Annotated in this window: 20 protein-coding genes, 1 riboswitch and 2 other annotated features; of the genes, 12 read left to right on the top strand and 8 right to left on the bottom strand. The window is 39.2% G+C overall.

Annotation, left to right across the window (positions count from 1 at the left end; translation table 11 throughout):
• Positions 1-19 precede the first annotated feature (19 nt).
• The 4 genes from LG329_RS12005 to LG329_RS11990 all read right to left on the bottom strand — a co-directional run bounded on the left by LG329_RS12005 (position 20) and on the right by LG329_RS11990 (position 4,254).
• The gene (locus tag LG329_RS12005) at positions 20-472 is read right to left on the bottom strand and encodes a DUF2269 family protein (protein WP_404451059.1); all 453 of its coding nucleotides are present in this window, start codon (positions 470-472) and stop codon (positions 20-22) included.
• Positions 473-574: 102 nt separating this feature from the next.
• On the bottom strand, positions 575-2,374 hold the full coding sequence (gene abc-f, locus LG329_RS12000) for a ribosomal protection-like ABC-F family protein (RefSeq protein ID WP_404451058.1): 1,800 nt from the start codon (positions 2,372-2,374) through the stop codon (positions 575-577).
• Between the two features lie 294 nt (positions 2,375-2,668).
• Positions 2,669-3,118, bottom strand: coding sequence for a nucleoside deaminase (locus LG329_RS11995; protein WP_404451056.1), 450 nt, complete (start codon positions 3,116-3,118; stop codon positions 2,669-2,671).
• Between the two features lie 98 nt (positions 3,119-3,216).
• The gene (locus tag LG329_RS11990) at positions 3,217-4,254 is read right to left on the bottom strand and encodes a PTS transporter subunit IIC (RefSeq protein WP_404451055.1); all 1,038 of its coding nucleotides are present in this window, start codon (positions 4,252-4,254) and stop codon (positions 3,217-3,219) included.
• A 228-nt stretch (positions 4,255-4,482) separates the two neighbouring features.
• On the opposite strand from LG329_RS11990, the gene LG329_RS11985 reads away from it, so the two are divergent.
• Positions 4,483-5,043 carry a nitroreductase gene (locus tag LG329_RS11985; RefSeq protein ID WP_404451054.1) on the top strand — a complete coding sequence of 187 codons (561 nt, stop codon included), beginning with the start codon at positions 4,483-4,485 and terminating at the stop codon, positions 5,041-5,043.
• A gap of 495 nt (positions 5,044-5,538) precedes the next feature.
• Here the strand turns inward: LG329_RS11985 and ddlA are convergent, their stop codons facing one another.
• Positions 5,539-6,645 (bottom strand): D-alanine--D-alanine ligase, encoded by a 1,107-nt coding sequence (ddlA, locus tag LG329_RS11980; protein ID WP_404451053.1) that lies wholly within the window; start codon positions 6,643-6,645, stop codon positions 5,539-5,541.
• 390 nt (positions 6,646-7,035) lie between these two features.
• Positions 7,036-7,281, top strand: a binding site (T-box leader).
• Positions 7,282-7,321: 40 nt separating this feature from the next.
• Positions 7,322-7,584, top strand: a binding site (T-box leader).
• Between the two features lie 64 nt (positions 7,585-7,648).
• Here ddlA and trpE point away from each other — a divergent pair.
• The 9 genes from trpE to LG329_RS11935 all read left to right on the top strand — a co-directional run bounded on the left by trpE (position 7,649) and on the right by LG329_RS11935 (position 14,815).
• Complete coding sequence (trpE, locus tag LG329_RS11975) at positions 7,649-9,055, top strand: anthranilate synthase component I (RefSeq protein WP_404451052.1); 1,407 nt, start codon at positions 7,649-7,651, stop codon at positions 9,053-9,055.
• Complete coding sequence (locus LG329_RS11970) at positions 9,039-9,638, top strand: anthranilate synthase component II (RefSeq protein WP_404451050.1); 600 nt, start codon at positions 9,039-9,041, stop codon at positions 9,636-9,638. Before trpE ends, LG329_RS11970 begins: the two co-directional genes overlap by 17 nt.
• Positions 9,622-10,647, top strand: coding sequence for an anthranilate phosphoribosyltransferase (gene trpD, locus LG329_RS11965; RefSeq protein ID WP_404451049.1), 1,026 nt, complete (start codon positions 9,622-9,624; stop codon positions 10,645-10,647). Before LG329_RS11970 ends, trpD begins: the two co-directional genes overlap by 17 nt.
• A 1-nt stretch (position 10,648) precedes the next feature.
• Positions 10,649-11,443, top strand: a complete 795-nt coding sequence (gene trpC, locus LG329_RS11960) for an indole-3-glycerol phosphate synthase TrpC (RefSeq protein ID WP_404451048.1) — start codon at positions 10,649-10,651, stop codon at positions 11,441-11,443.
• Positions 11,433-12,032 (top strand): phosphoribosylanthranilate isomerase, encoded by a 600-nt coding sequence (locus LG329_RS11955; RefSeq protein ID WP_404451046.1) that lies wholly within the window; start codon positions 11,433-11,435, stop codon positions 12,030-12,032. The genes trpC and LG329_RS11955 overlap by 11 nt, the downstream gene beginning before the upstream one ends.
• A 5-nt stretch (positions 12,033-12,037) precedes the next feature.
• On the top strand, positions 12,038-13,255 hold the full coding sequence (gene trpB / locus LG329_RS11950; RefSeq protein ID WP_404451045.1) for a tryptophan synthase subunit beta: 1,218 nt from the start codon (positions 12,038-12,040) through the stop codon (positions 13,253-13,255).
• Positions 13,248-14,018, top strand: a complete 771-nt coding sequence (gene trpA, locus LG329_RS11945) for a tryptophan synthase subunit alpha (RefSeq protein ID WP_404451044.1) — start codon at positions 13,248-13,250, stop codon at positions 14,016-14,018. The genes trpB and trpA overlap by 8 nt, the downstream gene beginning before the upstream one ends.
• Positions 14,019-14,241: 223 nt before the next feature.
• Positions 14,242-14,505, top strand: a complete 264-nt coding sequence (locus LG329_RS11940; RefSeq protein ID WP_404451043.1) for a type II toxin-antitoxin system Phd/YefM family antitoxin — start codon at positions 14,242-14,244, stop codon at positions 14,503-14,505.
• Positions 14,495-14,815, top strand: coding sequence for a type II toxin-antitoxin system RelE/ParE family toxin (locus LG329_RS11935; RefSeq protein WP_404451042.1), 321 nt, complete (start codon positions 14,495-14,497; stop codon positions 14,813-14,815). The genes LG329_RS11940 and LG329_RS11935 overlap by 11 nt, the downstream gene beginning before the upstream one ends.
• A gap of 103 nt (positions 14,816-14,918) precedes the next feature.
• Here LG329_RS11935 and LG329_RS11930 read toward each other — a convergent pair whose 3' ends face one another.
• Together LG329_RS11930 and LG329_RS11925 are read right to left on the bottom strand one after the other, a co-directional pair.
• The gene (locus LG329_RS11930; RefSeq protein ID WP_404451041.1) at positions 14,919-15,782 is read right to left on the bottom strand and encodes an effector binding domain-containing protein; all 864 of its coding nucleotides are present in this window, start codon (positions 15,780-15,782) and stop codon (positions 14,919-14,921) included.
• Between the two features lie 83 nt (positions 15,783-15,865).
• A complete protein-coding gene (locus tag LG329_RS11925; protein WP_404451040.1) occupies positions 15,866-16,879 on the bottom strand; it encodes a S66 peptidase family protein in 1,014 nt (337 codons plus the stop codon).
• A gap of 298 nt (positions 16,880-17,177) precedes the next feature.
• A riboswitch (TPP riboswitch) is annotated at positions 17,178-17,284 on the top strand.
• A 127-nt stretch (positions 17,285-17,411) separates the two neighbouring features.
• Here LG329_RS11925 and LG329_RS11920 point away from each other — a divergent pair.
• Both LG329_RS11920 and lipA read left to right on the top strand, forming a co-directional pair.
• The gene (locus tag LG329_RS11920) at positions 17,412-18,236 is read left to right on the top strand and encodes a biotin/lipoate A/B protein ligase family protein (RefSeq protein WP_404451039.1); all 825 of its coding nucleotides are present in this window, start codon (positions 17,412-17,414) and stop codon (positions 18,234-18,236) included.
• A 3-nt stretch (positions 18,237-18,239) separates the two neighbouring features.
• A complete protein-coding gene (lipA, locus tag LG329_RS11915) occupies positions 18,240-19,184 on the top strand; it encodes a lipoyl synthase (protein ID WP_404451038.1) in 945 nt (314 codons plus the stop codon).
• 93 nt (positions 19,185-19,277) lie between these two features.
• Here the strand turns inward: lipA and LG329_RS11910 are convergent, their stop codons facing one another.
• A complete protein-coding gene (locus LG329_RS11910; RefSeq protein ID WP_404451037.1) occupies positions 19,278-19,628 on the bottom strand; it encodes a VOC family protein in 351 nt (116 codons plus the stop codon).
• Positions 19,629-19,726: the final 98 nt, after the last annotated feature.

Here is a 19,726-nt window from a genome sequence, read left to right as displayed (position 1 = left end):
AAGCTCATTTCATTATGCATTAAAATGGTTTCGTAATCATCAGCGCAATCACGACCATAAAAATCACATTCTCAATACGTTCAAAGAAAAATAGTTTTTTTGCTAACGGATAGTATTCATCGGGAATTCTTTCTTCTGATTGACTTTCTAATAAAGCTTTAATCGGTTTCGATCGCGAAGACAAAAAAGTCGGTCCAAGCGCTAAGGCAATTAAAAACAGGACTAAACTGGCAACATACCATCCCGCTTGAAACAGCAAAGGATTTAATACCCCCATAAGAAGGCCTGTAATAAGTAAGAGCGTACCTCCAACCATCACAAAAATATGTAGACGATTACGAATCGAATACGCATGGCGCAATTCGTTCATATTCGTCGCGTTTTTAACAATATAAATCATCACAAAGCCAGGTCCCATACCTAAAATAGCGGAAAAAATATGAATAAATACAAGAAACGCATAAAGTGTCATGGATTTCCCTCCACATAACCAAATAATGTAATTCAATCATACACCATTTGACTAAGTGAAGGGCAGCCACACACTTTACTATTATGAGCATTTTTCAACAATTCACTTAAGATCTGCTAGCTTTTGCTTTATTTCGCGAATTTCCTCCATTATTCTACCTTGTTCCGCTTCACCTTCCACATCTTCAGTAACCATTAATTGCGTTAAGCGAAGCTCCAACTCTTGAATATCTGTATCATGCTCTGACCTTTCCTTTGAGAAATCTTCTATAAAATCCTCATATGATCCATGGTAATCCACCCACTGATTATCCCCAAGTTGTATGATTCGATTAGCAATTTTTTGTACAAAAAATCGATCATGCGACACAACGATCAATGCGCCAGGATATCCCTGTAAAACCTCTTCTATAACTTCTTTCGTAGCTACATCCAGAAAATTGGTCGGCTCATCGAGAACCAATAAATTTGCATTGCTATAGTATAGGTTCAGAAATGCGACACGGCATTTCTCCCCCATACTTAAGTTCTTAATTTGTTTAAAAACAGCTTCACGAGAAAACAAAAAACATCCCAGAATAGTTCGCGCTTCCGTTTGTGTCATGTCAGGTAATTCCAACATGCTATCAAGCAGGGTTTTGTTTTCATCCAGATTATCAAGCTCCTGTGCAAAATATCCAATTTTTGTTTGTGGATTAAATCGAATACTACCGTCATTGGGAGTGAGGTTACCAGTTATTAATTTTAGCAAGGTCGATTTCCCCGTCCCGTTTGCTCCTATTACGGCAAGTTTATCGCCTCGATATACGGACATTGACCTATCCAAAAATAATGGCTCTTCATTCTCATACCGGAAGCAGATTTTTTCCAGATGGACCAAACGTTTTGCAGAAAACGAACCTCCCTCAAGCTTTACATTTAGCTGGTTTGCATCCCTTGGTTTATCGACTTGTTTATTTTCCAAGCGCTCTAATTCTTTTTCCTTTGCTTTGAAACGTGACACGTTTTTCTTCGCTTTCGCACGGGCAAAGTCGTCTGTCCCCGCCGCTTTATGAGCTTGCTGGAACCACTGCTGATAGTTTCGAATTGTTTGTTCCAATGCAGCGCGTTTTTGTTTCTGCTTTTGATAAAGAGCTTCCTGAGTCCGTCGTTCTAGCTCCTTTTGGTTTTTATACTCACTATATCCCCCGATAAAACGTTCCGAGGTATCGCTAGTTAGTTCATACATGGCATGCGCTGTTTTGTCTAAAAAATATCTATCGTGCGATACATATAAAACCGCACCAGTATATGACTGCATCCATGATTCCAACCATTCTATCGTCGATTGATCCAAGTGATTAGTTGGCTCATCCATTAAAATGCATTCTGGCTTTTGCATTAGAATGCGGGCCAGTTGAGCACGTGTTTTTTCACCACCACTTAACTGACTAAAATCAGTTTTCCAGGTTCGTTCAGACAAGTTTACTTCATGTAAACATTTTTCTGCTTCCGATTCTAAACTGTAGCCATCCATTGCTAGAAATTTTTCATAAACCGTATTATATTTATCTAGTAAATTGGTACTTGCGTTATTTAGTTTTCCTTGCAGAGTTTCAAGTTCCTTTTTTAAATGAAACCGATCATTTGCACCTGATTGGACAAATTCAAACGTGTTTATTCTTGCATTTATTATCGGATCCTGTTCCAGCATTCCCCACTTTTCTAGAGGTACTAGACGTTGAACGGTACCAGCGTCAAAGGAAACCTTTCCAATCAATCCGTTTAAAAGTGTTGTTTTCCCAACACCGTTTCTTCCAAATAAAGCTAAATGTTCCCCTTTTTTTAATTCAATATTTATATTCTCGAACAGGGTCTCCCCATTCCAATCTTTACGTAATGCTCTTGCTTTAACTATAAACATTCACATACCCCCGGTCTAAAAAAGTCCAATAAAAAATCACAGGTAGCTGCCTGTGAATGGGTAATTTCGTGATATGGATAGACGTACGTTCAGAAAATTTACTTGTCGTAAAAAAGGCTATCCTAAAAAAGTTCACACGTATCCCATTCGTTTCATACAGACAGAAACGCTCGTTTGATTTTATTCAAACATAACTGGATAAACGTGTTTTTACTTCATTGTCGGATAGGTCCTCCTCTTCTTTATTTTCTTTATCATACGTAGATTCACTTGATCTGTCAAATATATTTTTAATTATTGTTTCCTTTTCCATTCAACCATTGGGTTCGCTTGATCTTCTAATGGTGTATGGATCATATTCAACTGTCGTTCTTCCCTCGCTTTTTTCAAATCCTCATAAACAACTTTAGATTTAGTTAAGCCAGCCTCTACAGCTTCATCAAGCGATGCGCAATAATAAACGTTTTCAATTCCTGCAAAGTACATCGCTGTTAAACACATCGGACAAGGCTCTCCACTTGCGTACATAGTATATCCAGATAAATCATTCGTTTTGAATTGTTGCTGGGCTTTTCGCATCGCGAGTAGTTCTGCATGACCACTAACATCATAATTTCTATGCAGCTCATTTACACCTTCTGCAACAGCTTCATCACTTTTCACTAGAACCGCTCCAAATGGTTGACCACCCTCGCGAACATTTTCCAGCGCTAATTCAACTGCTCGTTCCATAAACTGATCCATTTTCATATCCCTCCATTTTCGTCATTATAACATGCATGATGTTGATAAAAGTTGAGTACAAAATAGCAGTTACTAGAAAACGATAACTGCCGTCTTGTTTATTCGTAAGAAATCTTCATGTCTCCAGGCTTAATCCAACCCTTTTTCCTGAAGAACTCTGCAACTAATAAACTGATAATTGCAGGTGCAATAAGATGCAAAATCAACACTGCCCAGAAGACATCTAGTGTGAATCCCATGGTTTCGAAAGTCATGATTTGACCAACTAATCCACTAGTTCCCATACCTGCTCCCAGTGCATTGTTCTCCATCTCTAGCCAAACCGTTGCGAATGGTGCCAGAACTATTCCCGCTATGGTAGGTGGAACGATAATAATAGGCTTCTTTAATATATTTGCAACTTGAAGCATGGATGTCCCAATTCCTTGGGCAAAAAACCCACCAAGCCCATTGTCCCGATAGCTAATAACAGCAAAACCAATCATTTGAGCAGCGCATCCAATCGTTGCTGCACCTGCTGCAAGTCCATCAAGGGAAAGCATGATAGAAATAGCCAGACTTGAAATTGGTGCTGTTAACGCCCACCCCATCAGGACTGCTACCAGGATGCCCATAATAAACGGCTGCTGTGATGTCGACCAATTGATTACTTCGCCAAACCAAATCATAAACGTGTTGATTGGTGGACCAATGAACGTTCCGGTTAAGAACCCGGCCAATATTGTAACAAATGGCGTAACAATGATATCTACGCGTGTGGATTTATATACTAGCTTACCAAATTCCGTAGCAAATAAGGTCGCAACGTAGCTTCCTACTGGACCACCCAACTCTGCCCCGAATGCTCCAGCAAAAAGTGCAGAAAACAGCACTAATGGTGGTGCTTTTAATCCATAGGCAATGGCTACCCCAATGGCACCACCCATAATTTTTGTTTCCATTGCATATTTACCCATATTTATAAGAGCTGTTTCGATATCCTGTGGAAGCCATGGTGCTAATTGTTCACCTGTCGTTTTTATGATTAAGCCAATAATTAATGATGAAAAAAGTCCTAACGCCATATAGCTTAACGCGGTAATAATATATTCCTTCCACGATAATGAAATACCTTTTCGTTGCAAAAACGCTTTCATTTTCCTCTCTCCCTATTGTGAAATAATTCACATATTTAACCTACGAATAATAAATTATTTAGCATTTCTATTATTACGTGATTAGTTTAACATGGCAAGTATTTTCTTAAATTTACCAAAAAATATTTTCATTGCTTTATAATGCCCAATTCGTTACAATTTAATTGATAATAATTATCAATTATTTGTCATAGTATATATAGTGTATGTTTATAGGAGGATATGCAAATGGAACAAACAAAACAATTTACTGAACTTGCAAAGCTAATACAGGCACGACGTTCGGTGAAAAAAGGATATAATAATAAACTAGTAGAAAAAAAGACTATATTAGAATTGCTAAACAGTGCTATATGGGCACCAACTCACGGTATGCGGCAACCATGGCGCTTTATTTTTGTTGGAGCAGATCAAAAAGAAGCTTTTGCTAAAAAAATAGCGGCTACCTATCCGGAGGAAAAACAAGAAAACCGGGAAGATTATTTAAATGAACCAAGCGCAATCCTAGTTGTAGTTATGGATGTCCCTGACAATCAGAAGCAATATGATGAAAATTTCGGGGCAACGGCTTCGATGATCCACAACTTTCAATTACTAGCATGGGAACAACAGCTTGGCGTTGTATGGAAAACTAATCCACATATCTATGACCCTGTGGTAAAAACGATTTTAGATGTGAATGAGGATGAAAAGATTGTTGGGTTTATCCATATGGGGTACTTTGATGAAGCTCCAATTGCTAAACTGCGGAAATCTGCGGAAGAAAAGTTCACAACTTTTGAAGGTTAAATGTTAAGACACCAACCCGCGGGCTGGTGTCTTTTTCATAACTAATCGACCGTTATTTATATAGGCTGTAATCCCAAAGATTGTTGCTTTTTAAGAGATAGACTGCGACGTAACTTCTATCTATGTTAGATCTGTAGTACTGATAATGGAAACAAGTTACTTAGGCAGCCGCAGCCCGTATACACATCGCGCACCTTAGGGCTGCTGATATAATCGTCGCCAATAACAGAATTCATTAGTTGAAAGAAATGACAAAGAATTCTTACGTAAATAGCTTTACCAGTCCAGCATCGTTCCGGGCGGTGACTCCTGCGGGAACAGCACGAGTCTGAAGACCCCGCAGCGGTGGTCTTCCGCGAGGAGGCTGAAGCCGTGCCCGCGGAAAGCATCCGCCCGGAGCGATCCTGGACGGCAGAAATAGCACATGTCATCGGAAATCAACCAGCAGTTACGTCGCAATATATCAACTATGAAGGTGAAAAGAAACAATGCGTACTACGCTTCATCCCAAACAGCACTTTTTAACATGCCATTAAGTTCATGACGTTCGATTGCCAATTCAATTAATTTATTAATTAATTCCGGATAAGATATACCACTTATTTCCCACAATTTAGGATACATACTGATACGCGTGAAACCTGGTAAAGTATTCACTTCATTTACATAGATTTCGCCATTTTCTTTCAAAAAGAAATCGACGCGTGCTAACCCTTCACATTCCAATGTTTCGAATACATTAATTGCGGCAGCCTTGATTTTTTCTACCATCTCATCTGGTAATTCTGCAGGAATGGCAAGTTTCGCACCACTTTCATCAATGTACTTAGATTCATACGAATAGAACTCCGTTTGCGGCAAAATTTCACCTGGAATTGATGCTTTTGGATCCTCGTTCCCAAGGACTGCGCACTCAATCTCGCGACCAACAACGTTTTCCTCGACGATAACTTTGTGATCATATTCAAATGCTACACGAATGGCCTCATCAAACTCTTCTTTTGTGTTTACTTTGCTTACACCAACAGATGAACCCTGATTAGCTGGTTTAATAAACATTGGAAAACCTAATTGATTCTTCACTTCATCAAAATCAATTTTATTTTTCTTAGCACGAGTGAACGCGAACCCCTTTGCCACATTGATTCCCGCTTCTTTCAGTAACCTTTTTGCAATATCTTTATCCATACAAACAGCCGAGCCTAATACACTCGTACCAACGAATGGTAAATTCGCAATACGCAGCATACCCTGCATACTGCCATCTTCACCTAACGTACCATGAACAATTGGAAAAATAACATCTAACTGATCAATAGTTACATCTTTTGTTGCATGAATAAGCTGATGGTTCGTTTCACCAGGCACAATTGCCACATTTTCATTCGATTTATTTAACTGAATTAATTTTGGATTTTCTGCGTTTAGTAAGTATGATGTTTGATCATTGATATGCCACTTACCTTGTTTATCAATTCCAACCAAAACAACCTCATACTTTGATTTATCTATCGCATCCACAATGTTTTTCGCTGATTGTAAGGACACTTCATGCTCTGCTGACTTCCCGCCAAAAATAATACCTACTTTAATTTTCCCCATCATAAAACGCCCTTTCCTATAAATCCTTATTAAAACTAGAGAGACTCGATAGTATAAACTGGCTGAAGTAGACCTCGGAGTTATTTTATCCGCCGTTTTACACTTTTATCTGCCAATCTACAAGGATAACCGCCGTTTTTTAAAAATAACCGCCACTTTGAAAATATATCCGCCAATAATAAAATATAACTGCCAAAATCAAGATATATCGGCCGTTCTGGCAATATATCCGCCGTTTTAAAAAACCGACCCACTTTTTTTTGTAAAGTACCTTACTAATAAAATACCACAAAACGAGCAGTCAATAACAGAAGAAATATTACCATTTTTTAAAATAACCCTTGACATTTATAAAATTCTCCCCTAGTATTAATTTCAATAATTAAATCGTGAAGAGTGATGACGAAGATTAGTACTCAAAATGTTTCCTCCAAAGAGAGCTGGTAGTGGTGTGAACCAGTGTGGGACGTTGATGAATGGCCTTCCGAACTTCCAAACCGAACCATACTTGTTATGCAGTAGGCTTTGGCGAACGTCTTATCGATAAAAAAGACAGCTATTAAGTTTTAACTTGATAGTAAAGTGAGCTGTTTAGGCAGCTAATAAAGGTGGTACCACGGGTTCCTCGTCCTTTTCTGGATGGGGGACCTTTTTGTGTACCCAAAAATTCAATACAATAAAATCGATGAGTAAGAAGAGTAGACATACGCTGAAGCGTTACAGAGAGCCGGTGGTGGTGTGATTCCGGTACGTGAAAGTATGTTGAATGGCCTTACGAGATGTTTCTTGAACAAAGTAGGGAAACACGGAGCTCCGCCGTTACACGGATAGGGTTTAAGATGAGGCGTTAAGCTTACATTTTGTACCTGAACTTGAGATGAAGAGAGTCAGTAAACTCCCTTCAACAGAGGTGGCACCGCGGTCACAATCGTCCTCTATAAACACATTTACCTGTGTTTATAGAGGACTTTTTTTATTCTTTTATAAAAGGAGATTACAAATTATGCAAATTGAAAAGCAAGCTACACTTTCATACAAATTTATAAAACAGAACGCTGACACGTTAACACCAATAGGAATTTACTCAAATCTTCAAGGGGCGAAGAAGTTTCTGTTAGAGAGTTCCTTTCCGCACGAGAAAAAAGGAAAATTTTCATTTATCGGTGTAGACCCTTATCAGGAATTCATAGGAGAAGGTAACCACACTATCATTTTGGATCACGAAAAAGGAACCAGGGAGACCCAAGAATCAGCTGCCCTATCCGTATTAAAAAAAATGCTTCCCAAACTGGAAATAGACCTTCCACTTCCGTTTGCTGGTGGCGCGATCGGATATATTGGATATGATGCTATTCGTTCTTATGAACAGATTGGAGATGATTTATCGGATAATCTTGAAATGCCTGATGTCCATCTTATGTTGTACAAAAGTATTATTGCCTTTGACCATAGTGATGAATCAGCTTACTTAATTGCAATGAATCCTGATCAGGAATCGGAAAATGTACTAGACGCACGACTGGCGGATTTAAAAAACGCGTTAATCGCCACTCCAAATACAGCTACATCAGATGAAGCAATGACCTTCCACCCTGAAATGGATAAACAACAATTTATGGAGAAAGTAACTATTGCTAAAAAACACATCCAGCAAGGTGATGCCTTTCAGATCGTATTATCCCAGCGGATGAAAGCTAACATCAACGGAAATCCACTTTCTTTTTATCGAAAGCTGAGAAAGGCTAACCCATCGCCATATATGTTTTATATAGACTTTGAAGCTTATCAGGTTCTAGGCGCTTCACCAGAAAGCTTAATCCAAACAACTGGACAGCAGATTGTTACAAATCCTATAGCTGGAACACGTCCACGTGGAAAGACAGAAGTTGAAGATGTGGCATTGACAAAAGATCTCCTTGCCGATGAGAAAGAAATTGCGGAACACCGAATGCTGGTAGATTTAAGCCGAAACGATATTGGTCGTGTATCTGAAATTGATAGTATTACGATTCCGACTTATATGAAGGTGGAAAAATATCAGCATGTGATGCACATCGTATCTGAAGTACACGGAAGGTTAAACGCTAGCTATTCAAGTATTGATGCATTAATCGCATGTTTACCCGCTGGAACAGTTTCAGGGGCACCAAAAATCCGCGCAATGCAAATTATTAACGATTTGGAAGAAAGCAAGCGTGGTGTCTATGGTGGTGGGGTTGGCTATATAAACGTTAATCATGATGTAAATATGGCACTGGCTATCCGTTCACTCGTCATCAAAGACAATAAAGCCTATCTACAGACTGGCGCCGGTATTGTTCATGATTCTATTCCTGAAAATGAGTACAACGAAACACTGCACAAAGCAAAATCTTTAATGGAGGTGAGCAATCATGATTCTACTCATTGATAATTATGATTCATTCACCTATAATGTCTACCACTATTTTTCAAGCGAGAATGTAGACGTTCGTGTGTTGCGGAATGACCAGATTACTAATGATGACATTACTGCACTAAATCCGGAGGCAATTATTATCTCGCCAGGACCTGGGACACCAGAGACAGCGGGAAATTGCATTGATATAGTTAAACATTTTTATCAAAAGATACCTATTCTCGGAATATGTTTGGGTCACCAGATCATCGCTTCTGCATTAGGCAGTGAAATAAAGCAAGCTAGTGTGATCAAACATGGCAAATCATCATTGATTACACACAATGGTTTAGGCTTGTTCAGTTATTTGTCGCAACCTTTAGAAGTAATGCGTTATCACTCTTTAGTCATTGATCGAAAAAAATTATCAGAAGAGTTGGAAATTGTTGCAACATCCTTAGACGACAATCAAATTATGGGAATCAAACATTACCGCTATCCTATATACGGAATACAATTTCATCCGGAGTCAATCGGGACACTGGCTGGCAAGAATGTAATTCAGAATTTCTTAAAAGAAATTAGAAAGGAGCAACACTATGAAACAACATCTTGAAAAATTAATGAATCAAGAAAACCTGGCCATAGAAGAAATGAAGCAAGCAACAGAGCATTGCTTCACAACAACCGTTACCGATACGGAGATTGCCTCATTATTAACGGCTTTAAGGGCAAAAGGAGAAACGGCAGATGAAATTGCTGGAATTGTTGAAGTGATTCGTGCTCAGTCAACTTCAGTGCCAACATCCCTCCATCATGTTATGGATAACTGCGGAACTGGCGGTGATCAGTCACACAGCTTTAACATCAGCACTACAGCAGCATTCGTTATTGCAGGTGCAGGTGCGTCGATTGCGAAACATGGTAACCGTAGTATCTCCAGTAAAACTGGGAGCGCAGATGTATTGGAGCACTTAGGTATCTCGTTATCATTTCAGCCTGAACAAACAGAAGAAATTTTACAGGAAAATGGAATCGCATTTCTATATGCACCACATGTTCATCCTAATCTCAAACGATTTATGAAGGTTCGAAAAGAATTAGGTCTTCCAACGATATTTAATCTCATCGGGCCATTAACAAACCCTGTCGAACTTGATTCTCAGCTACTTGGAATTTATCGCCGTGACATGTTAGGAATGATGGCAGAATCATTAAAAAAACTTGGAAGACGACGTGCATTAGTCGTAAATGGTGCAGGTTACATGGATGAAGCGTCGCTCGCTGGTAAAAACCATTTAGCATTACTTGAAAATGGGCAAACTTCAGCATTTACCCTAAATCCAGAAGAAGTTGGATTACCGAAGTATACAAATGACCAAATCCGTGGTGGGGATGCAAAGGATAATGCGGTTATTTTGCAAAATGTATTACAAAGGAAACAGGGGCCATACCTTGACACGGTCTTATTGAATGCAGGACTAGGACTCTTTGCAAATGGAACAGCTAGTACAATCCAAGAAGGCATTATGTTGGCAAAGGAAAGTATTGACTCAGGAGCCGCCTTAGATAAGCTTCACCGATTAATTGATTACAGCAGACAAACCCCCAGTGAGGTGATATAAAATGACGATTTTAAATAAGATAATCGCACAAAAGGAAAAAGTAGTCGCACAGCTTCAATCAGATGGAATCGACCAATCTAATGATCATTTGAAGGAAATAAAGCCAATTTTCCCTAGTCGGAATTACATGCAAATTATCGCTGAAATTAAGCGTTCCTCCCCGTCAAAAGGGGCAATTGACATGGCTGTTGATCCAGTCATGCAAGCTAAACAATATGAAAGATTGGGAGCAAGTGCCATTTCCGTCTTAACCGATCAAACATTTTTCAATGGATCAATGGAGGATTTACGGGCGGTTCGCAGTGCTGTTAATCTTCCCCTTCTTTGCAAGGATTTCATGATTGACCAAATTCAGATTGATCAAGCTAAACAAGCTGGGGCTAACATCATACTACTTATCGTGGCCGCATTATCTGAAAGCAAACTACATGAGCTTTACCACTATGCAAAACAGGAAAACTTAGAGGTTTTGTGCGAAGTGCATGATGAAGCTGAAATGGAAGTAGCAATTAAGTTAGGCGCTAACATAATCGGAATCAACAATCGGAATTTAAAAACCTTTGAAGTTGATTTGAGTGTTACCGAAAGACTAGCGTCAATGGTCAACGACCCGTCTACCATCCTAATTAGTGAAAGTGGCATCAGATCTCGCGATGACGTAGAGCGTGCCGCACAAGCCGGGGCAAAAGGCATCCTCGTTGGGGAAACGTTAATGAGATCAGAAGATCTAGCCGCAACGTTTTTCGATTTGCAAGTACCTCTTCTAGTTAAGGGCGTGAATTTTAGTGCTCGTTAAAACATGCGGAATTATGACCAGTGAAGCAGCAGAAACAGCAGTCCAAGCGGGCGCAGACTTTATCGGCTTTGTTTTTGCACCAAGTAAACGGTCCATAACACCTGAACTCGCTGCAGAAATTACTTCAATCGTTCCATCGTCTGTGAAGAAGGTTGGCGTATTTGTAAATGAAACGGTGGAAACTATTATATCCATCGCCGAAAAAGTAGGATTAGATTTTATTCAACTCCATGGAGATGAAGTAGCAGAGTTTTCTGAGCAACTACCCTATCCGGTGATCAAGGCGTTTCCAGCAACAAAAGCAAACCTCTCTAAAATAAAAGAATTTCCATGTGACTACTACCTAATTGATAGTCCATATGGTGCAAATCGCGGTGGAAATGGTACCGTATTCGATTGGACAGTATTAAAGGAACTGAATCTAGATAGCAACAAACTAATTTTAGCTGGGGGACTGACCCCTGATAATGTGCAACAAGCTATAAACTTAGCAGGTCCAATCGCGGTAGATGTCTCAAGTGGTATTGAAACAAACGGCAGTAAGGACCTAAGTAAGATTAAAAAATTTATTTCACAAGTGAAAGGATGATTGACATGACAACCACTACAAAAGCTTATTTAATGCCAGATATAACCGGCCGTTATGGGAGTTTCGGGGGAAGATTTGTTCCAGAACTATTAATGCCAGCATTAATAGAATTAGAGGAAGCTTATGATGAGGCAATGCAGGATCCAAGTTTTATAGATAAAGTAAACTACTATCTAAAAGACTATGTTGGACGAGAAACGCCGCTTTATTTCGCAGAAGAATTAACGAGCATGCTCGGCGGACCTAAGATTTATTTGAAACGAGAAGATTTAAACCATACTGGTGCACACAAGATTAATAATACGGTTGGGCAAGCTTTGTTGACACTTCGAATGGGCAAGAAAAAAGTTGTTGCTGAAACAGGCGCCGGCCAGCACGGGGTTGCGACGGCTACAGTTTGTGCACTTCTAGGATTAGAGTGCGTCGTGTTCATGGGTGAAGAGGATATTCGCAGACAAAAGCTAAACGTCTTTCGGATGGAGCTGTTAGGCGCTCGAGTCGAGAGTGTCTCCCAAGGAAGCGGAACCCTGAAGGACGCAGTAAATGAGGCATTACGCTACTGGGCAAGCCACGTTGAAGATACACATTATATAATAGGATCTGTCGTAGGGCCACATCCATTCCCAAAAATTGTTCGTGATTTTCAGGCAGTGATCGGAAACGAAACGAAAAAACAAATGCTTGATCAAACTAGTAAACTACCAGACGCAGTTATTGCCTGTGTTGGTGGAGGAAGTAATGCGATGGGTATGTTTTATCCATTTGTTGAAGATACAGATGTTGCGCTTTACGGGGTAGAAGCTGGTGGTTCAGGTGTAGAGACTAATAAACATGCCGCCACTCTAACGGCTGGTAATGTTGGAGTATTGCATGGAACAATGTCACATTTACTACAGGATGAACATGGACAGATTCAGGAAGCCCATTCTATTTCAGCAGGACTAGATTATCCCGGTGTTGGCCCTGAGCATAGTCACATGCACGAGACATCACGTGTAACATACACATCGATAACAGATCAAGAAGCACTAGAAGCTTTTCAAGTATTATCAAAAAAAGAAGGTATTATTCCAGCACTAGAAAGCGCGCATGCGGTAGCTTTTGCTATGAAACACGCTAAGACTATGACTAAGGATCAGACTCTAGTTATTTGTTTATCAGGTCGTGGGGATAAAGATGTAGAACAAGTTAAAGCAGCATTGGAGGGATATGGTAATGAGTAAATCACGTATTGATCAGGCTTTTCAAGAGAAATTAGCTAAGAACGAAAAGTTGTTTATTCCATATATTATGGCTGGCGATGGTGGCTTAGAAAATTTAGATGAACGAATTGAGTTTTTGCAATCGTGCGGGGCGGATGCAATCGAGCTTGGCATTCCATTTTCTGACCCGGTCGCAGATGGTCCTACTATTCAAAATGCTGGAGTACGGGCACTTAATAATGGAACTACACTTTCAGGTGTTCTCCAGACGCTAAAGGATAATAAAGATAGAGACATTCCAATCATTTTGATGACCTACTTTAATCCAGTTTTTATATTTGGGGTTGAGCAATTTGCTAATGACTGTATGGAAGCTTGCGTTGATGGAGTGATCATTCCGGATTTACCACTCGAGGAAGAAGCATATATTGGTAGTTTTCTTCAGGAAAAGTCCATCGCTTTTATTAGACTTGCTGCTTTAACAAGTGATGAATCCAGGCTTACTGAAGTTGCTAAACGATCAGAAGGTTTCTTATACGCGGTATCTGTTACAGGAACAACCGGCGCAAAAGCATCGCATGGTGATAATGTGAAAGGCTTTTTACAAAACCTGAAAAATATTTCTCGTGTGCCTGTTTTAGCAGGATTTGGGGTGTCTAGTCCTGAACAAGCTAAAGAGTTAGGTGCAAATTGTGACGGGGTTATTGTTGGCAGTAAGATTGTTGACTTATTCCATGAGGGAAAAAGGGACGAAATAAAAGATTTAATTAAAATGGCTGATTAGAAAAACTCGTCATTCGCCTAGTCTTTAATAGTGAATGACGAAGCTTTTCTTATACGGGCATTTCCTGTGGAGCAATTGGCAAGCAGACTTTCTTTCCGAAGGTACAAACTTCATCATTTGCTATTTAAAAAAGAGGCTTTTATCAACTTCTGAACACATAACGTTAATAAAATACATAATTATGCTATAATAAGGTCATAATAATTTTGAAGGAGGTATTTATATGCCTGAAATTAGACCGATTAAGGACTTAAGAAACACCACCGAAATATCTGAACTGTGCCACGAATCCCAAGAGCCTGTTTATATAACCAAAAATGGTTATGGCGATTTAGTTGTTATGAGCATGGAAACATACGAAAAGAAACTCGCCTTAGCTGATATTTATAAGAAACTTGCTGAAGCGGAAGCACAATTATCAGATGAAGGTTCTCTTCTGGATGGTGAAGAAGTATTTAAGAATTTAAGGAATAAATATGGAAAATAGTAAATTTACCGTTAAAATGACCCAAAAAGCGAACAGTGACTTAGAAAGAATATACATTTACGTTATGGAAGAATCGACTTCAATAAATTATGCAGACCATATTTTAGATAGAATCGAAAAAAATATCATGCGTTTACAGGACTTCCCTTACTCTGCTAACTTTGTAAAAGATGAAGTCTTAAAGCAAAAAGGATATCGCAAATTAATCGTCGATAACTATATTATTTTCTTTTTAACGCAGAATGATAAGAAAAAGGTTACGATTATGCGTATCCTTTATGTTCGTCAAAACTACCAAAAATACTTGTAGTTATGTTACTATGTTTTTCCCTGAACCCGAATCTCCAAAACTCGCCAACTCCCGTCGATTGACTATCACATCTAATCACAACACGCGTTTTTCAATAAATATACTACTTTTTCACAATCGGTATCCATATTTCACAACGGTAATCCTCGGAAGTTGTATCACCTTCCGTAGAATATACCTCTAGTTCAGGCCCACTGGCATGTTCATAACCTGTTGATGGGAACCATTCGGAAAAAATTCGATCCCATGTTTTTGGAATCGCATCTGGCATAGCCCCAACTGATTCAAACACCGCCCATGTAGAGGCTGGAATCTTCTTTTCCTCCCAGTCTGATGGGATATCCTGTTTGTTTTTTTCAGCACAAATGAAATAAGTTAGTTTCTCCTGAGTAGCATCAAACTCCATGCAAGCACCCATTATACTCATAGGTCCGCAATCTTTTTCAAGCTCTTCTACAAACCCGTTACTGTTTGATTCGTCCCAAAAAGCTGGGATTTGCCGGTGATTTTCGCCATTAACAATCGAAGTCCTAATCCCTTTTCCTACTACTTGAAACGCATCTTTTTCAACAATCTTGTATTCCATTTCCACATCACCCTTTAATTGAATTTGAAAGGAAAGCTTGGGAAAGGCCTTTAGTTGTTGACTGTTTTGGCGAACAGCTGATGGGCTGATGCCGTGAATTTTACGAAATGCTTTAGAAAATGACTCTGGTGTCTCGTAGCCATACTTCAGCGCGACATCGATCACTTTGCGATTGGCATGTGTTAGCTCCTGTGCTGCCAGTGTTAACCTTCTTCTCCGGATGTATTCAGCAACTGTCACTCCTGTCAACATACTGAACATGCGTTGATAGTGGAATTTTGACATGCACGCAACGGTGGCCACCTGATCAATTTTCAGTTCATTTTCTACATTATTTTCGATAAAATCAATGCTATTAGCCATCCGGTTAAGACCTTCCATTTCTTCCTCCCCCTTCTACTACAACTGTACCAATCAAATAAATTATCATCCTGTTAATCTGTGCTTTTTACGGACAGAAAATTCTAATTAAAGGATTGCACAAGCTTACCTTTCCCACTCCGTACTTCAACCTCAGCATAAGCACCGTTAATAAGCGTAACTTGCGGCGGGACGTGACCACAATCAATATCATAAATAATTGGTATGTTTAACTCTTGTTCTAGATTTTTATAGACTTCCTCTACATCATAATTTTCAACTGTTTTATTCGCACTGCTTCTACCGAATATGACCCCAGAACAATTATCAAACCAATCTGCTAGCTTCATCTGGATAAGTGTTCTGCGCAAATCTGTTGTGTTTAACTGACAGTTTTCAAAATACCATAGGATAGGCTCGCTATTGATGGATTCTTTCTGAAACCGATGAATATTTCCGTATGGTGTACCAATTAAATGTCTGATTATATCTATACAACCGCCTAGCAGTCTACCTTTTAGCGTGGCATAGTCACCCGATAGAGTTTTCCATTCCGTTTGCTCCGTTAAATGAAACACTACTGGTGATAAGTTTTCATGATCCCAAGTCTTTTGGAATTTGTCAGATGAATACTGGGTGATTGATTCCCCCTCTATCGTTGATAAAACTTTCTCCCACATAGCTGTTGTTTCATCTGAGTATTCCCCGCGTAAATCTACAAAATTAGTTCCATGAGCTGTCGCCATTCCTGTTTTCAATGTGGTGGCCAGTAGTAATACACTAATATCCGAATAACCTAAAACCCATTTTTTCTGAAAAGAATCAAAGTCTAATTTGTCCATTATCTCAATTAGAATCTCCCCACCCCATGGAGGGATAATAATATCGATATTTTCATCCTGCATCATTTTATTAAATTCTTTTGCCCTTACTTGTGCATAGGCAGACTTAGCCTTATCCTGTGTCCAAACGGTCTCACCGCATACTACCGGATACCCCCGTTCCTCACTTCGAATGCATGCCTGCTTGAACATGTCATGTAACTCTGGTTCTACTCCAGATGATGGTGCAGTAACACCAATTGTTGCTCCTTTTTTTAGAATTGGATATGTAATCATAGTCGCATCCCCCATTATTTTTTTATTAGTATAATACATTTCTTTAGAAAAAACAGTGTGTCTTTTATGGTTCAACTAGCGTGCATGCCAGAATAGCTATACATACATATTCTTCATTTAATTGAAAAGTCCTTTTTAAGCAGTTAAGAAAGCATAAATCCTTTCTTACTGCATAAGTGCAACTAAGGCTTGGCGATAAGCCAAGTTTTCTAAAAATGCCATCGACTGTTATCTGATATTTCCTCCTTTACAATCCCCCTTTTACTCGTTAAGATAAATATAGAAAACTGCATATAAATGGAAACACTAGGGGGGCTATTTAAATGGCTGAGAAGGACTGCTCTTGTTCTGACCCTTTTACCCGAAATAGATAATACTAGCGTGGGGAAGTGTGGTCGACGTGTATATTTTTACATAATTACTTACACAATAGACTGCATTCTCCTAGGGGAATGCAGTTTTTTTATTTGGATAAAATAAATGAAGTGAGCTTACTTCTCGACTGACTGTGAAATTGGGGGGGTGAAACAATTTGAATGAACCATGGGGATTCATAGATACTGGTTATCATAGTGCTGCGGTCAATATGGCGTTGGATGAGGTATTGCTTAACTGGCATAGTGAAGGGAAGATTCCGCCTACATTACGGTTTTACGGCTGGTCAAAACCGAGTCTTTCTGTTGGTCATTTCCAGAATGCAGAACGGGCGATAGATTTTCCAAATGTAGAAAAACATAGCTGTGAATTTGTACGACGTTTAACCGGCGGAAGTGCTGTATTGCATGATGATGAGTTGACCTACAGCATCGTCGTATCGGAGAACAAAGACTATATTCCTAAAACAATTCGTTCAGCATACTACATGCTTTCAAAAGGAATTTTAAAAGGCTATAAGAATTTAGGGATTCCAGCAGATTACACGATTCAAGAAAAAAGCAGCACGAGAACAGATGTCTGTTTTGAACAGCCTGCCTTTTATGAAATGGTTGTTGACGGCAAAAAGATATGCGGAAATGCACAAACCCGAAAGCAAGGCGTTTTATTGCAGCATGGATCCATTCCAATGAGCATGAATAAAGACATGCTATTTGATTTGTTCAGGTTTCCAACTGAAAAAATAAGGGAAAAAAAGCGTAAAGCTTTTTCAGAAAAAGCAATTACCATAAACGAAATCACCAAGAAGCGACATACATACGATGATTTGAGAGAAGCATTTCGGAAGGGATTCCAAACGGAGTTACATATGGATTTGGTTCCACTAGAACTATCTGATAGTCAATGGGAAGAGGTTCATGAGTTAGCGAAGACTAAATATACCCAAGAAGAATGGAATTTATATCATCAGAGGAGTGTGTGACAGGTGACAAAACAAGAAGAATACATACGAAAACCAGAGTGGCTTAAAACAAAAATTAATACGAACAAATCTTATAATAAATTGAAAAAACTGATGCGGGAAAAGAATTTAAATACCGTTTGTGAAGAAGCTCGTTGCCCAAACATCCATGAATGCTGGAGCGAAAGAAAAACCGCTACGTTTATGATTTTAGGTGACACATGCACGAGGGGCTGTCGTTTTTGCGCAGTAAAAACCGGGCTTCCTAATGAACTGGACTGGGGTGAGCCAGAAAGGGTAGCTGAGTCGGTCGCTATCATGGGCTTAAAGCATTCAGTTGTAACTGCGGTTGCACGGGATGACTTGAAGGATGGCGGTGCTGCTGTTTTTGCTGAAACAGTTCGCGCTATTCGCCGCGCTAACCCTGGATGTACAATTGAAATTTTACCATCGGATATGAAAGGTGATTACGAGAGTCTTCATACATTGATGGATAGTGAACCAGATATTTTTAACCATAACATTGAAACAGTAAGACGATTGACCAAGAAAGTACGCGCCCGTGCGATGTATGATCGATCCTTACAATTATTAGAACGGGTGAAAGAAATTGCACCTAAGACCCCGACTAAATCAAGTATCATGTTAGGTTTAGGTGAAACGAAGGAAGAAATTGTGCAGGCAATGGACGATCTCTTGGCTCATAATGTGGATATTATGACAATTGGTCAATATTTGCAGCCAACTAAAAAACACCTGAAAGTTGAGAAATACTATCATCCAGATGAGTTTGCTGAACTCAAAGAAATAGCGCTGAAAAAAGGCTTCCAGCATTGTGAATCTGGACCACTTGTTCGTTCTTCCTACCATGCGGATGAACAAGTTAGTCAAACATCAGCACAACGCAGAATTAAGTATATGAAAGAATACGAAACGAACGAAAAAAAGCAGGTCGACTTTACTTTTTGATGTAAATGTTTCCATTAAAATATCGGGTGCCACTCAAGTGGCTACTCGATATTTTTTAATGACTTCTTATACAATACTAACCCGCACCTCTCACTAGCACTCACAAATCATCAGTACATTTCCATCTGGATCTCTAAAATTAAACCATTGATTATGTTCAACCTCTGTCACCATCTCTACTCCCATTTCTTTCATAAATTCATAAGCCTTTTCAATGTCAGATGTATTAAAGTGGAATGGCGGACTTTGATAAATTCGTTCCGGCTGATAAATTTTGCTGTCCAGAACTATCCCCGTTCCTTGCATTGGTATAACATATAAGTGACCAAATAAAACCTCCTCAGTCACAGGCAATCCTAAAATATCACAATACCAATCCCTTGCTTTTTCAATGTTACGCACTGGTACAAAGACAGTTCCTATTTGATTAATAATTGGATTCATCTCAACACCTCATTTATTTTTATAAACTATTAGTTCTAATTTCGATACTTTCAACAAAAAACCCTCTTTTTTGATAAATATATTGGGTATTATATATT

This window comes from Virgibacillus necropolis, assembly GCF_044793635.1.
Classification (GTDB): Bacteria; Bacillota; Bacilli; order Bacillales; family Amphibacillaceae; genus Virgibacillus_F; species Virgibacillus_F necropolis_A.
The sequence above is the reverse complement of the archived record's forward strand: the minus strand, read 5'-3'. Positions and strand labels throughout refer to the sequence as shown.